The organism is Enterovirga aerilata (assembly GCF_013044135.1).
Taxonomy (GTDB): Bacteria; Pseudomonadota; Alphaproteobacteria; order Rhizobiales; family Beijerinckiaceae; genus Enterovirga; species Enterovirga aerilata.
Map to the genome: position 1 here is coordinate 73,325 of NZ_JABEPP010000002.1, position 14,236 is coordinate 87,560.

Below are 14,236 nucleotides of genomic sequence, written 5' to 3' on the forward strand. Positions count from 1 at the left end.
AGCGATTTCGGGCCGAGCAGCCTATCATCGGAGCGCGCCATGGGGCGTCTCGCGGGCAAGCGCGTAATCGTAACCGGCGCGGGCAGCGGCATCGGCCGCGCCTCCGTCCTCCTGTTCGCGCGGGAGGGCGCGTCGGTACTTGCCGTCGACCGCGACGAGGATGCGCTGGCCGAGATGGTCTCGGATGCGTCGGCCTGCGGCGGGGCGATCCTGGCCCATCCGGCCGATGCGGGATGCGAGACTGACGTCCAGAACTACGTCGCGCGTGCGGTGAGCGAGTTCGGTGGTCTCGACGTCATCTATGCCAATGCCGGGATCAGCGGCGGTCTCGTGCCGCTTTTGGAGCAGGCCGTCGAACTCTGGACCGAGATCCTGCGGGTGAACCTCGTCGGCGCGTTCCTCGCCGTCAAGCATGGCGCGCCGGTGCTGAAGGCGTCCGGCGGCGGCTCGATCATCTGTACGGCCTCGGTGGCTGGCCTCAGGGCGAATGCGGCCGGCGCGCCCTACAGCGCGAGCAAGGCCGGGGTGATCAGCCTCGTCCAGACCTCCGCGAACGCCCTCGCGGGGACCGGCATACGGGTCAACGCGATCTGCCCTGGCCTGATCGAGACCGGCATGACGCGCCCGCTCTTCGAGGCGGCGCGGGCCCGCGGCACGGAGGGGCGGATCGGGCAGCTGAACCCTCTCGGCCGCGCCGGCTCGCCGGACGAGATCGCGGCGACCGCTCTGTTTCTGGCGAGCGACGAATCCTCCTATGTCAACGGTCAGGCGATCGCGGTCGATGGCGGGCTGTCCAGCACGCTGCCATTCGCCAGCCAGAGACGGTGACGCGTCCTCCAGGGCGATCTGGATCCGCGCCTGACGTGCCTGGTAGGAACCTCCCGCAGGCTTTCGTCCGGGCTCCCGCTAGCCCGATCACGGCCGGAGGCGGCCAGCGCGGCCAGCGTCCGCGCAATTCGTCTGAAACAGGCGGCGCTTAGGAGGCCTCTCCGGCCGGGCAGTCCCCGGCCGCGCGCTGGCGTCCGTCTTCGGGATTGGCGTAGGATCGCAACAGAACGTCCCGGGGGAAGGGCAGGCCTTGCAGAGGTTGCGAGACAGGCTCCGGATCGTCGCAGCCGCTGCCGCGGCTTGCCTCTGCGCGAGCCTGGCCGAGGCACGCACCTTCCGGGCCGCCGACAACCAGGTCGAAAGCTACCCCACGGTCCAGGCGCTGCAGTTGATGGACCGGCTCGTGCGCGAGCGGACCGGCAGCCGCCATAGAATCCAGGTCTTCCATTCCCGGCAGCTCGGGGAAGAGAAGGACACGATCGAGCAGACCCGCGCCGGCGCAATCGACATCAACCGGGTGAACGTGACCCCGCTCGGGCACCTGTCGCCGATGACGCAGGTGCTTGTGCTGCCCTTCCTGTTCCGCTCGCGGGAGCATCTCGACCGGGTTCTGCAGGGCCCGATCGGCGAGGAGATCCTGGAGAGCTTCCGGGCCGCCGGGCTCGTTGGCCTCGCCTTCTACGCTTCGGGCGCCCGATCGGTATACAATGAGGTCCGTCCCGTCAGGACGCCCGCGGACTTGCACGGCCTTACCATCCGCGTCCAGGCCTCCGAAGTGATGGAGGATCTCGTGCGGGCCCTCGGCGCTCGGCCCGTCAAGCTCTCCTACGGGCAGGTCCTCGCAGCTCTCCAGATGAAGCTGATCGACGGCGCCGAGAACAACTGGCCCTCCTATGTCTCGACGGGCCACAGCTCGGTCGCCCGCTACGTCGCCCTGACCGAGCACGTGATGGCGCCGGAGATACTGGTCATGTCGGCGAAGAGCTTCGATGCGCTCTCGCCGGAGGATCAGGCGATCTTCAGGGAGGCCGCGCGCGAATCGAGCCGGTTCATGCAGGCCCGCTGGGATGCCTACGAGCGCGAGATGCGCGAGCTTGGGGCCGGAACCTCCGTCATCACGGAGGTGGACCGTGCCGCTTTCGAGGCGGCAACCCGGCCCGTGCGGGAGAAGCATCTCGCCGATCCGCGCCTGCAGGCGCTGGCAGATCGCATCCAGGCGGTGCGCTGACCCATGCTCGCGCGTCCGGAGCTCCTCGCCCTCGATGCCGGTCCCGAGCAGCGGACCTCCGCGGTGCTGGAGCGTGTCGTGCGCCGGTCGCCGATCCGCTGGCGCATTCTGGCCATCGCGGTGTTCAACTCGGCCGTCGCTCTCCTCCTGCTCGGGCTCATCTGGAACGGCGCGCGCGTGCTCGGAGACGCTTGGTCGGACCTGCGGCGCGTGCGCCAGTCCGAGCGTTTCCTCCGCTCGCTCGACAGCGACGCCGAGCGTCTGCAGAGCCTGATCCATCGCTACTTCGCCCAGAGCGACCCTGACGTTCACGCCAAGATCATCGACATCCGCGAGACGCTCATCAGCCAGCTCAGGGTCCAGGCCCGGCTCGACCCACTCCTGACCGAGGCGAGCAGGCCGCTCGCGGCGATCACGGAGCGCTTCATCGCGGGTTTCGACCAGCTGCGGGATACCCGCGCGGCCATCTCGCTGATCTACGAGAACAAGGTCCTCCGCCCCTCGCGGGACATGGCGGGCCTGTACGGCCTCGTCACGAACGCCACCACCGATCCGACCTCGCTGGTCTGGCCAGCCCTGAGCAAGTCACGCGAGGCCTACAATGCCATGGTGCTCGCCGCGAACGCCTTCTACCTGTCGGATACGGCGTCCGCCGCGCGCGAGGCGAAATCCTACGCCAAGGTGATCAAGCGCACGGCCCCGATCATGGCGGACCTATCGGGCGGGGACGAGATCCAGCGCAAGGCGCTTCTCGAGCTGGAGCAGCGGGCCGATCTTTTCGAAAACGGCATCGACGAGCTGCAGGATGCGTTTGCCAAGCAGGCCCGGCTCCTTCGAGAGGCGATCGACGAGAATGCGGACGCGATGTCGGCCGCGATCGACAACCTGACGGGCGGGATCCACGCCCTGGAGCAATCGGCCCAGCGCCGCTTCGACCAGACGCTGGAGGACGTGGCCGTGCGGCTCAGCCTCCTCGCGCTCGCCTTCGTGGTCCTCGTCGTCCTCATGGGCATTCAGATTGCCAAGAGCATCAGCGAGCCGCTCGCCGATCTTCGGAACGCGATGCTCGCCATCGCGTCCGGCAACTACGATCGCCGGGTCAGCGGCCTCACGGCGGGCGACGAGATTGGCGAGATGGCACGCGCGGTGGAAGTCTTCCGCGAGAACGCCATTGCGAAGCGCCGCGCGGAGGAGGATCTCCGCCAGGCGAAGGAGAGCGCCGAGACGGCGCTCGCCGAGCTGCGCGCGACCCAGACGAGCCTGATCGAGGCCGAGAAGCTTGCCGCGCTGGGCGGGCTTGTGGCCGGCGTGGCGCATGAGGTCAACAATCCGGTCGGCATCAGCCTGACTGTCGCCTCCAGCCTGGCCCGGCGCTGCGATGACTTCGCCGGCGAGGTCGCCTCAGGCCAGATCCGGCGTTCGCGGCTGGAGGAGTTCACCCGGTCCACGGCGACGGCCGCCAAGCAACTGGTCGCGAACCTGATGCGGGCCGGCGAGCTCGTGCAGTCCTTCAAGCAGGTCGCGGTCGACCGAAGCCAGGCCGAGCGGCGGAGCTTCGACCTCGGCCAGGCCGTGGAACAGATCCTCGCGAGCCTCCGGCCGACCCTGAAGACCTCGGACGTGCAGCTCCTGGTCGAGGTCCCGCCCGGGATCCAGATGGACTCCTATCCGGGGCCCCTCGGACAGATCCTCACGAACCTGTTCCTGAACTCGCTGCACCATGCTTTCGATGGGCGGCAGGGCGGGACCATCTCGGTCTCCGCGCGCCGGCGCGGCCGCGACGAGGTGGAGATCCTGTTCCGCGACGACGGGCAGGGGATGAGCGAGGAGGTGCAGCGCTGCGCCTTCGACCCGTTCTTCACGACCCGCCGAGGCTCGGGAGGCACGGGACTCGGCCTGCACATCGTCTATAACCTCGTGACGGCCCGGCTCGGCGGACGGATCGTCCTGTCCTCCAGCCCGGGGCTCGGCACGACCTTCCTGATCGTGCTTCCGCTCGTCGCCCCCGGCGAGACCTCCAGAAGCGAGACGGTGCGGGCAGAGGCCGGGAATGTCTGACGCAGACGAGCTGATCTCCTTCCTCGACGATGCGGAGCCGGCCTCCTCGGCCGAGCCGATGCCCGCCTGGAAGGTCGCCGTCATCGACGACGATCCGGCCGTGCATGAGGGCACGCGCTTCGCCCTGTACGACTACCAGCTCGGCGGCCAGGGCCTCGACATCCTCTCGGCGCACTCGGCGCGTGAAGGGCGCAAGCTGCTGGCCGAGCATCCCGACATCGCGGTCGTGCTCCTCGATGTCGTGATGGAGACGGAGACGGCGGGTCTCGACCTCGTCGGCTACATCCGGAACGAGCTCCGCAACGAGACGGTCCGCATCATCCTGCGCACGGGACAGCCCGGCCAAGCCCCCGAGCGCCGCGTGATCGTCGATTACGACATCAACGACTACAAGGCCAAGACGGAACTCACCGCCGACAAGCTCTTCACGAGCATGACGGCCGCCCTGCGCAGCTACCAGCAGCTGCAGCGCATGGTCGAGACTCGCCGCGGTCTCGAGATCATCATCGAAGCGGCGTCGACCCTGTTCGACTTCCGCTCCATGCAGCGTCTGGCGGAGGGCGTGCTGACGCAACTCGCCTCGCTTCTGGAGGTCGACTGCGCGGGCATCCTGGTGCTGCGGGAGGACGGCACGGACCGGGAGCATTATTCGATCCTCGCAGGCTCGGGCTGCTATCGGCGCTTCATGGAACACGAGGAGGAGTTCGACAGCGAGCGCGAGCTCCGGGACGTCGTGCGCCAGGCCTGCGAGCGCCGCTCGCACGAATTCGTCGATCGCCGCTCGGTCCTCTACGTCCGAACGGGAAGCGGGCGCGAGGTGATCGTCGTGCTGGAAGCGGCGAAGACGCTCTCCGAGACGAACCGCGCGCTGGTCGAGGTGTTCTCCAGCCGTCTCTCGATCGCGTTCGACAACGTGATCCTCTACCAGCAGCTCCAGGATGCGAATCTCCGTCTCGAGGAGCGCGTTCTGAAGCGCACGGCCGAGCTGAAGAGCACGAACCGCCGGCTCTCCGCCCAGACCGCCGAGCTGCGCCGCGCCAATCGCTTCAAGACCGAGATCTTGGGCACCATCGCGCACGACCTGAAGAACCCGCTCGGCGTGATCATGGGGCGCTCGGAAATGCTCTCCGACCTGCTCGTGATGCAGCCCGCCCCGGAGAGCCAGATCCGCGACCAGATCCGGCATATCCGCGATTCGGCGAAGCGCCTGACCGGGATGGTCGATTCCCTCATCTCGGACGCGATGAACGATGCGCTCGACATCACGGTCCGGCGCGAGCCGCTCGATCTTGCCGCGCTGGTGGCGGATGTCGTGGAGGCGAACCGGCCGCTTGCCGAGCGCAAGGAGCAGACGGTCGCGGTCCTCGGGCCCGAGGCATTGATGACCTGCGGCGACCAGGACCGGCTCTGGGAGGCGGTGGACAACCTCGTGTCGAACGCCATCAAGTACAGCCCGCGCGAAGGCCTGGTCAGGATCACGCTCGCGCGGGAGGGCACCGATTCGGTGGTGCAGGTGCAGGACAACGGCCAGGGCCTTTCGCCCGAGGATGTCGGCCGCGTCTTCGGACGTTTCCAGCGTCTCTCGGCGAAGCCCACGGCGGGCGAGAGCTCGACCGGGCTCGGCCTCTCGATCGCCAAGCGCATCATCGACCTGCACCGCGGCCGCATCTCGGCCCAGAGCCCCGGCCCGGGGCAGGGGGCCACCTTCACCATCTCCATTCCGGATGCGGAGTAGACCGCGATGGCTGCGAACCCCCACATCATGGTCGTGGACGACGAGGCTCCCGCCCGCGAGATGGTGGGCGACTATCTCAAGATGCACGGCTTCACCGTCACGCTCTGCGACGGAGGCGCCAGCCTTCGGCGCGAGCTGAAGGCCGCAAGTCCCGACCTGATCGTGCTCGATCTCAACATGCCCGAGGAGGACGGGCTCTCGATCGTGCGCGACCTGAAGCGCCAGAACGGGGCCCCCGTGATCATGCTGACCGCGACCGCGAGCCCGATCGACCGGGTCGTCGGTCTCGAGATCGGGGCGGACGACTATGTCGCCAAGCCCTGCGAGCTGCGCGAGCTCGTGGCTCGCATCCGGTCCGTCTTGCGCCGGAGCGTGCAGGCCGAGGCGGCACCCGGCCAGAAGAACCGCCGTGTCCGGTTCGGCACGAAATGGCTCGACCTCGACGCGCACCACCTTCGCGACGACGAGGATACCATTCACCCGCTCACGGCCTCCGAGTTCAGCCTGCTGAAGGCCTTTGCAGAGAATCCGCAGCGGGTGCTGACGCGCGAGCGCCTGCTCGACCTGGCGAGCGCTCGGGACGACGAGCCGTTCGACCGTGCCATCGACGTCCGGATCACGCGCATCCGCCGCAAGATCGAGCCCGATCCCGGCCAGCCGCGCATCATCCAGACGGTCCGCGGAGCGGGCTACCTGTTTTCGCCCGAGGGCCGCGAGCGCTGACCCTGCGAGGTGCGGCGCCTCGCCTGGCATCCCACCGGCGGATTGTTGCGCCGGTGCCTGCGGTCCGAAACAAACCGGGCCGTTGCCGAAACCTGATCCCGCCGTCGCGCAAGAGCGCTGAAAAAGGCCACGCTTAGAAGGGTGTCCGTCGAACAAGGCCGGAAGGGCCGCCGATGGAGGCTCGCGTGATCACCACCCTCAAGCTCGCGGGCATCAGCGCCCTTCTGTCCGCCGGCCTCGTGACGGGCTTCTCGGGTCCCGAGCAGCGTGTTCCCGCGCCGTCGGGCAAGATCTTCCATGACCGCGCCGGCGACAGTGCCGCGGCTTCCGTCGCGCTTGCCTCGATCGATCCGCGGGCGCTCGCGACGGTCGAGGTGAACCGGACCGGCAAGACCGACCGGGTCCGGACGCGCGAGGACGTGCGCTGTACCGATGCGGCCTGGCTCCTGGTGCCGGCCGATTGCGCGCCGAACTTCGACGCCTCCCCCGCCCGCACCGTCGAACTGCGCGCCCCGGGCAATGTCTCGAGCCTCATCCGGGACGGCGAAGTCAAGGCGCTCGCCTCCCGCTGAATCGGCGTGGGGCGTCCCGGCTTCGAGTGGTCCGGCGTGAGGACCGTCACGGCCAAGCAGGAATGGCCCGACTGGACGCCGCCGGCCGCCATGCTGAAGCGCCGCCCGGATCTCCCGCGCTTCATGAAGGGCAGCATCGACAATCCGCTCGGCGCGCGGGCGCTCTATCTCGGCGGCTCGCTCTACCGCATCCACGGCTCGAACGAGCCCGACTCGATCGGCAGGCCGTTTCCTCCGGCTGTATCCGCATGCTCAACGAGGATGTGGTCGATCTCTACCGCCGCGTTTCCGTCGGAACCAAAGTGGTTGTTCTGCGCTAAAGCAGCAACCTGACTTATCGGAGCCTGCAGATGGAGATGCCGAAGGCCGAGGCGGTCCCGAACACCATGGGGCTCGCCACCAGGCTCGCCGGTTTCTTTGCGTCGACTCTTGCGACGATCACGCTGATGGTGATGTTCGCCTGATCTGTTCCGGCCTTCGACAGCAACGCGGATCAGCGGCGCGCTGTTCCGGCCTTCGCGAGAAAAGCCTCGAAAGCCTGGCGGGCTTCCGGCGAGACGAGCGCTTCCCGGAAAGCCCGCAGCTCGTTCTCCATGGCCCGGGCGAGCTCGGCGCCGTCTCCGCGGATCAGCCTGCGCGTTGCCGCGACCGCCGCACGCGGCTTCGCGGCGATCCGGGCCGCCTGCATAAGCGCATGCGGGAGGATCCGATCGGTTGGGACGACCGCGTTGACCAGCCCGAGCCGGAGCGCCTCGGCCGCGTCGTAGGCCTCGCCGAGCATCAGCAGCTCGGTCGCCTTCGCGAGCCCGATCCGCCGCGGCAGCAGATGGCTCGACCCCGCCTCTGGCACGAGGCCGAGATCGACGAAGGGCATCCGGAAGAGCGCGTCCGGAGCCGCATAGACCAGGTCGCAGTGGAAGGTGAGCGTCGTCCCGACGCCGATTGCGAGCCCTTCGACGGCGGCCACGAGCGGCGTCTCCGTCCGGGCGAGCTGGCGGATGAAGCGCGAGGCGGGCAGGTCGCCTACCGCGCCCTGGGCGACGGCGAGGAAATCGCCGAGATCGTTGCCGGCCGTGAACACGCCGCCGGAGCCCGCGAGCACCACCGCGCCGATCCCCTCGTCGGCGTCGGCTTCCGCGAGCGCCACGGTCATGGCCTCGTACATCGCGCCGGTGAGCGCGTTCTTCTTCTCGGGGCGGGCGAGCCGGACGAGCAGGACGCCCCCGTCCTCGCGCGTGAGGGCGACATGCTCGGTCATGTTCGGTCGGCTCCCGTCCGGATCGGGTCGAAGCCGGCAGCGGCCTCGCTCGGATAGCCCGTTCCTGATTCAGGAAGGTGGTGCGGCCGAGAGGACTCGAACCTCCACTGGTCTCCCAACTAGCACCTCAAGCTAGCGCGTCTACCAATTCCGCCACGGCCGCAACGGAAACGAGGCCCGAGGGCCTCGCCGGAGCCGCGCTGGTAACAGATCGAATCCGGCCGAACAAGCCCGGTCCGGCGACTATGCGGCCGCAGCCGCCGCCGCTTGCGCGGGGGCCGGGAGGGGCGGGGCGGCCGCACCGCCGATCCGGGTGCCGGCCTTCCGGATCACGGCCTCCTTGCGGACCATCTCGGTCACCCGGACGGAGATCGCGCGGCCCGTCACGACAACGTTGCCGCGGGCGATCGGGTGGCCGTTGACCAGGATGTCGACGATCTCCGCGTCGCTGCCGTCGAGCTCGACGATCGCGCCACGCCCGAGCTTCAGGAGCTGGTGCAGCGGCATGCTGGTGGTGCCGAGCCGCACGGTCAGGTCAACATGCAGGTTGTCGAGCTCGGTCACCTGTGCTTGGCCCCTCGCGAACTCCGTCGCGTGCTTCCGAGGACGATGTCACCGAAACAGGGTGAAGCTCCGGTAAACGAGCGGGACCGACTCGGCGCCGCGATGCCGGCCGCCGCGGGCTCCCCGCCCGTCGCGTGGCGGGTCGCGGACGGGCCCGTGCCCTACGAGGAGGCGCTCGCGTTCATGGACGCGCGCGTCGCGGCGATCGCGGAGGGGAGGGCGCCCGAGCTCGTCTGGCTGCTCGAGCATCCCCCGCTCTATACGGCCGGCACCTCGGCGCGGGACGCCGATCTCGTCGAGCCGGACCGTTTCCCCGTCTTCCGCAGCGGGCGCGGCGGGCAATATACCTATCACGGCCCGGGCCAGCGCGTGGCCTATGTGATGCTCGACCTGAACCGGCGGACGCCGGACCTGCGCCGCTTCGTGGCGGCGCTCGAAGCATGGCTGATCCTGACGCTCGAGGCCTTCAACATCCGCGGCGAGCGCCGGGAGGATCGCGTCGGCGTCTGGGTGCGGCGTCCGGACAAGGGCGAGGGCGTCGAGGACAAGATCGCCGCGATCGGGATTCGCGTCCGCCGCTGGGTCACGTTCCACGGCGTCAGCCTGAACGTCGAGCCGGACCTGACGCATTTCTCCGGCATCGTGCCATGCGGGGTGACGCAGCACGGGGTGACGAGCCTCGTCGATCTCGGTCTGCCGGTGACGATGGCGGATGCGGATGTCGCGCTCCGCGCCGCCTTCGAGGAGGTGTTCGGGCCGACCGAGCGGGAGTGAAGCGGAAGAGTGCGTTTCCCTCTCCCCCTGCGGGAGAACGTTTCGGCGCCATCGGGTTCGGCCTCTGGCCGGCCCGGCGACAGGCTCCGCGACGACGGATGAGGGGTGACCCCTCACCCGGTCGCCCGCTGCCGCGGTCGACTCGACCTCTCCCGCAAGGGGAGAGGGGGGCACGAGCAGGCACGCGCCGTCCTTCCCCGGCCCGGGGTCTGGTGTCTCGGCGGTTCAAAGAGCGGGTGAATTGGTCGAGGGGCGTGGGACGCCGAAACGCTCGATCAATTTTATAGAGGAGCCTTTCGGCGTCCCCGCGATCCGGAACCCTCTCCGCGTCATGGCCGGGCTTGTCCCGGCCATCCACGAAGGGAGCCCTGACCGCGTCCGGGTTGCCCCGGCACGGGCGGCGATTTTGGACCGGACCTGCCGCTCTTCCGCCCCCTCGCCCGTTGCCGGACGAGAGAACACTAGCCATGCTGCACTGGCGCCCGGGCCGTATTACCCGGAGGGCGGCGCTGGTCCGGCTTCCCGAGTGCGGGTTCGCGAAACCCGCCCGCAGGCGCCGCGTCAGCCGGCCTGGGCTCTCGCCCATTCCGGCCCACTCAAGCTCTTCCGCTCTGTTGACGCCTCGCGAGAGCGCCCCTCGGCGAAGAGGACGAAGCCGATCTAGACTATATTCCTATAAATGTCAAGCCGCATGTCATCCCCGGCGCTCGGGCAGCAGGCGGGAAAGGCGGCTCCACCGTCATCCCCGGCGGCCCGCAGGGCCGGGAAGGGGATCCAGCACACCTCCCACCGCGGACGACGTCCCTGGATTCCCTTCCCCTTCGCAGCGCTGACGCGCTGCTCCGGCCGGGAATGACAGTGGAGACGCCGGCACCACGTCCTCTTCGGTAGCGTGCAGGTTCCGGGAAGCCCTCGGTGTCATCCCCGGCGCCTGCGCAGCAGGCGGGAAGGGGATCCAGGAAACCTACCCGCTGCGCGACGCCTCTGGATTCCCTTCCCCTCCGGCGGCTCCGCCGCCTCCGGCCGGGAATGACAGTTGCGCGTGTCATCCCCGGCGGCCCAAAGGGCCGGGAAGGGGATCCAGACACCCTAGCCAAAGCGCGAACCTCCTGGATTCCCTCCCCTCCGGCCAGGAATGACAGCGAGGGAGCGCCCCGGGCGAAGCGCAAGGCGACGACCGGGTATCTCGGCGAAGCCGCGGCCGGCGGCGGATGGCATTTGCCCGTCCCAGCCGCGCACGATAAGCCGCAGGCAAGACGCGTCAGGGAGAGCGCATGCCCGTCATCCAGTCCTCGGCCGATCTCGTGTCGGACGCGGCCAAGGCGAACCGCGAATCCTGGGCGGCCTTGCGCGAAGAGCTGCTGGCGAAGCGCGCGGCGGCCGGGCAGGGCGGGCCGAAGCGCGCCCGCGACCGGCACCTCGCCCGCGGAAAGCTGCTGCCGCGCGACCGCGTGCAGCGGCTGCTCGATCCCGGCTCGCCCTTCCTGGAGCTGTCGCCGCTCGCCGCGAACGGCATGTATGACGGCGACATCCATGCGGCCGGGGTGATCACCGGGATCGGCCGCGTGATGGGCCGCGAGGTCGTGATCGTCTGCAACGACGCGACCATCAAGGGCGGCACCTACTTCCCGATGACGGTGAAGAAGCATCTGCGGGCGCAGGAGATCGCCCGCGAGAACCGGCTGCCCTGCCTCTACCTGGTCGATTCGGGCGGCGCCAACCTGCCCGAATGGCCGGAGGTCTTCCCGGACCGGGAGCATTTCGGCCGCATCTTCTACAACCAGGCGACGATGTCGGCGGAGGGGATCCCGCAGATCGCCTGCGTCATGGGCTCCTGCACGGCGGGCGGCGCCTATGTGCCGGCGATGTCGGACGAGGCGATCATCGTGCGCAAGCAGGGCACGATCTTCCTGGGCGGCCCGCCGCTCGTGAAGGCCGCGACGGGAGAGGTCGTCTCCGCCGAGGATCTGGGCGGCGCCGACGTCCATGCGCGGCTCTCCGGCGTCGCCGACCATTACGCGACCGACGACGTCCACGCGCTCGCAATCCTGCGCCGCATCGTCGGCACGCTGAACACGGTGAAGCGGCCGGAGATCGACATCGAGCCGGCGCTCGCGCCGCGCTACGACGCCTCCGAGATCGAGGCGCTCGTCCCGACCGACCTGAAGAAGCAGTACGACATCCGCGAGGTGATCGCGCGGCTCGTCGACGGCTCGGAATTCGACGAGTTCAAGCGCCTCTTCGGTACGACGCTCGTCACCGGCTTCGCCCGGCTCGGCGGCATGCCGGTCGGCATCATCGGCAATAACGGCATCCTCTATTCGGAAAGCGCCCAGAAGGGCGCGCATTTCATCGAGCTCTGCTGCCAGCGCCGCATCCCGCTCCTGTTCCTGCAGAACATCTCGGGCTTCATGGTCGGGCGCGACTACGAGGCGGGCGGGATCGCCAAGAACGGCGCCAAGCTCGTGACCGCCGTCTCGACCGCGCGCGTGCCGAAGCTGACGCTGGTCGTCGGCGGCTCCTACGGGGCGGGGAATTACGGCATGTGCGGCCGGGCCTATTCGCCGCGCTTCCTGTTCACCTGGCCGAATGCGCGTGTGGCGCTGATGGGCTCCGAGCAGGCGGCTTCCGTCCTCGCCCAGGTCCGGCGCGACAATATCGAGGCCGCCGGCGGCTCCTGGCCGGCCGAGGAGGAGGAGGCGTTCAAGGCGCCGATCCGGGACCAGTTCGAGCGCGAGTCGAACCCCTATTTCGCCACCGCCCGGCTCTGGGACGACGGCATCATCCTGCCCTCCGAGACGCGACGCGTGCTCTCGCTCGCCCTCTCCGCCGCGCTCAACGCGCCGATCCCGGAGACGAAGTTCGGCGTGTTCAGGATGTGAGAGGGCTCACCAATGCATCGTGCTTAGGATCTTGTTGATTGTGTCCTGGAGCTTGTCAGAGAGATCTTTCCATCCCTGCAGTTTTGACATGACCTTTGATGGATCGGTCTCTTTCATGAATTTGTAAAGCGCTAACACGCGAGACCGTATGTCATAATCATTTCGATGTTCAATCTCGGGAGATTGAGTCTCTGTGGATGTGGTTTTGTTGATTTCAAGAGATACAGACGGATCAAAGATGTCTTTGCGTGCGCCTTCTTCGAGGGTCGCTCTTATGTCTGCGAGCTCGTCATTGGTCAGATTTTTGGAGATTTCAGTCGTACGCAAGCTCTCGTTGTACAGGACGTAATCAGGAAACTGTTCGCGAAGGCGGACGTGGTTGTGGAAGAGCCTTCCAAGAAGGACGATGTTGATTTCATCGAGCGCGTCGCGCTCGGATCTCAGATATGTACGCAAGGCTAGATATATCGAGTCTAGCAGGAAAATATCTGTGCTGCCGGAAACGGATTGGATATACAGTCGTATAGCTGATTTGAATGAAGTAGATGCATTCAACGTCTCCGCCGTCTCCCCGATGGCGGAAGCGAGTTCGATTTGTGTCTTCTTCAGTTTGGCGGTGAGATCTGGATCAGTCGGCTGAGTGCCGCCTTGATCGACATAGACCTTCTCATTCAGAAGAAGGAATTTGATATCGGGTTTGGGAAAGTCCAATTCCGGTGGATCGGTACCGAAAATCGAGTTGAACTGAACGTGCCTGAGCCCATCTAGCTTCCATATGGCGTCAAACAGACGTGAAGCCCGGGACGGCGTGCAGGCTTGACCGTTTTCGATCCTGCTTATGCTGGCCCTCGGGATCCCGGTAAGTTCGGAGAACTCGAGCTGAGAGCACCCAAGTGCAAGCCGAAGGTCCCTGAGTCCAATGCCGTAGAAGCGAGTGTGCGTGGGCATCTGCGAGGCGGTCGTTCACTGAACATTCGCACTGCAGGCTGGCTTCAAGCAACAAAAGAGTCCTGCTGTAAGACGACACCGCAGCTCGCGAATCTCACGCCGCCCGCGGCCTGATCGCCTCCAACTGCTCCCCGATCACCCGGCGACGCTCCATCAGTTCGTAGTCGCGCTGGAGGCCCATGAAGAACCCCTCCGACACGCCGAAATAGCGGGCGAGACGCAGGTCCGTGTCGGCCGTGATCGACCGCTTTCCCAGCACGATCTCGTTGATGCGGCGCGGCGGCACGCCGAGCGCCCGGGCGAGGGCGGTTTGGGACAGGCCCATGGGCTTCAGGAACTCCTCCGCGAGGATCTCGCCCGGATGCGGGTTGCGCAGGAACTCAGTGGTAGTCGACGATTTCGACATCGTGAGCATGTCCCTCTTTCCACACGAAGCAAACGCGCCACTGGCCGTTGATGCGGATCGAGTGTTGACCCACACGGTCGCCCTTCAGAGCCTCCAAGCGGTTGCCGGGCGGCACCTTCAAATCGTCGAGCCGGGCCGCGTTGTTGATGAGGCGTAGCTTGCGAAGCGCCGTGTCCTGAATCTCCGGGGGAAGCCGCCGACTTCGGCGGCCCGCCCAGATCTCCTCGGCAGCGCCCCGGAAGCTGACGATCATCGCCCAC

The 14,236-nt window shown here is 67.6% G+C and carries 13 protein-coding genes, 1 tRNA gene and 1 pseudogene; 9 read left to right on the forward strand and 6 right to left on the reverse strand.

Features of this window, described 5'->3' with window-relative positions:
* The first annotated feature begins 39 nt into the window (after positions 1–39).
* The 7 genes and pseudogenes from HJG44_RS05545 to HJG44_RS23555 all read left to right on the forward strand — a co-directional run.
* The gene (locus HJG44_RS05545) at positions 40–828 is read left to right on the forward strand and encodes an SDR family NAD(P)-dependent oxidoreductase (protein WP_171217393.1); all 789 of its coding nucleotides are present in this window, start codon (positions 40–42) and stop codon (positions 826–828) included.
* Positions 829–1,078: 250 nt separating this feature from the next.
* Positions 1,079–2,056, forward strand: a complete 978-nt coding sequence (locus tag HJG44_RS05550) for a TRAP transporter substrate-binding protein (RefSeq protein WP_171217394.1) — start codon at positions 1,079–1,081, stop codon at positions 2,054–2,056.
* Positions 2,057–2,059: 3 nt separating this feature from the next.
* The gene (locus HJG44_RS05555; RefSeq protein WP_171217395.1) at positions 2,060–4,114 is read left to right on the forward strand and encodes a sensor histidine kinase; all 2,055 of its coding nucleotides are present in this window, start codon (positions 2,060–2,062) and stop codon (positions 4,112–4,114) included.
* Positions 4,107–5,849 (forward strand): ATP-binding response regulator, encoded by a 1,743-nt coding sequence (locus tag HJG44_RS05560; protein ID WP_171217396.1) that lies wholly within the window; start codon positions 4,107–4,109, stop codon positions 5,847–5,849. Before HJG44_RS05555 ends, HJG44_RS05560 begins: the two co-directional genes overlap by 8 nt.
* 6 nt (positions 5,850–5,855) lie before the next feature.
* Positions 5,856–6,572 carry a response regulator gene (locus tag HJG44_RS05565; protein ID WP_171217397.1) on the forward strand — a complete coding sequence of 239 codons (717 nt, stop codon included), beginning with the start codon at positions 5,856–5,858 and terminating at the stop codon, positions 6,570–6,572.
* 185 nt (positions 6,573–6,757) lie between these two features.
* Positions 6,758–7,144: a hypothetical protein gene (locus HJG44_RS24165; protein WP_171217398.1), complete on the forward strand. Its 387-nt coding sequence runs from the start codon at positions 6,758–6,760 to the stop codon at positions 7,142–7,144.
* Positions 7,145–7,464 (forward strand): annotated as a pseudogene (locus HJG44_RS23555) (L,D-transpeptidase); the annotation flags it as partial.
* Positions 7,465–7,637: 173 nt separating this feature from the next.
* On the opposite strand, the gene HJG44_RS05580 reads toward HJG44_RS23555, so the two are convergent.
* The 3 genes from HJG44_RS05580 to HJG44_RS05590 form a co-directional block, all read right to left on the reverse strand.
* The gene (locus HJG44_RS05580; protein WP_171217399.1) at positions 7,638–8,402 is read right to left on the reverse strand and encodes an enoyl-CoA hydratase-related protein; all 765 of its coding nucleotides are present in this window, start codon (positions 8,400–8,402) and stop codon (positions 7,638–7,640) included.
* 78 nt (positions 8,403–8,480) lie between these two features.
* Positions 8,481–8,565 (reverse strand) — tRNA-Leu (locus HJG44_RS05585).
* An 80-nt stretch (positions 8,566–8,645) separates the two neighbouring features.
* Positions 8,646–8,966 carry a FliM/FliN family flagellar motor switch protein gene (locus tag HJG44_RS05590; RefSeq protein ID WP_171217400.1) on the reverse strand — a complete coding sequence of 107 codons (321 nt, stop codon included), beginning with the start codon at positions 8,964–8,966 and terminating at the stop codon, positions 8,646–8,648.
* A 102-nt stretch (positions 8,967–9,068) separates the two neighbouring features.
* Here HJG44_RS05590 and lipB point away from each other — a divergent pair, with 102 nt between their 5' ends.
* Positions 9,069–9,740: a lipoyl(octanoyl) transferase LipB gene (gene lipB / locus HJG44_RS05595; protein WP_171217401.1), complete on the forward strand. Its 672-nt coding sequence runs from the start codon at positions 9,069–9,071 to the stop codon at positions 9,738–9,740.
* 1,274 nt (positions 9,741–11,014) lie between these two features.
* Entirely contained in the window at positions 11,015–12,622 is a 1,608-nt protein-coding gene (locus HJG44_RS05600; protein WP_171217402.1) for a carboxyl transferase domain-containing protein, read from the forward strand.
* 6 nt (positions 12,623–12,628) lie between these two features.
* Here HJG44_RS05600 and HJG44_RS05605 read toward each other — a convergent pair whose 3' ends face one another.
* The 3 genes from HJG44_RS05605 to HJG44_RS05615 form a co-directional block, all read right to left on the reverse strand.
* Positions 12,629–13,570: a helix-turn-helix domain-containing protein gene (locus tag HJG44_RS05605; protein WP_171217403.1), complete on the reverse strand. Its 942-nt coding sequence runs from the start codon at positions 13,568–13,570 to the stop codon at positions 12,629–12,631.
* 94 nt (positions 13,571–13,664) lie between these two features.
* Complete coding sequence (locus HJG44_RS05610) at positions 13,665–13,976, reverse strand: HigA family addiction module antitoxin (protein WP_171217404.1); 312 nt, start codon at positions 13,974–13,976, stop codon at positions 13,665–13,667.
* Complete coding sequence (locus HJG44_RS05615; RefSeq protein ID WP_171218152.1) at positions 13,951–14,229, reverse strand: type II toxin-antitoxin system RelE/ParE family toxin; 279 nt, start codon at positions 14,227–14,229, stop codon at positions 13,951–13,953. Before HJG44_RS05615 ends, HJG44_RS05610 begins: the two co-directional genes overlap by 26 nt.
* Between the last annotated feature and the right edge of the window lie 7 nt (positions 14,230–14,236).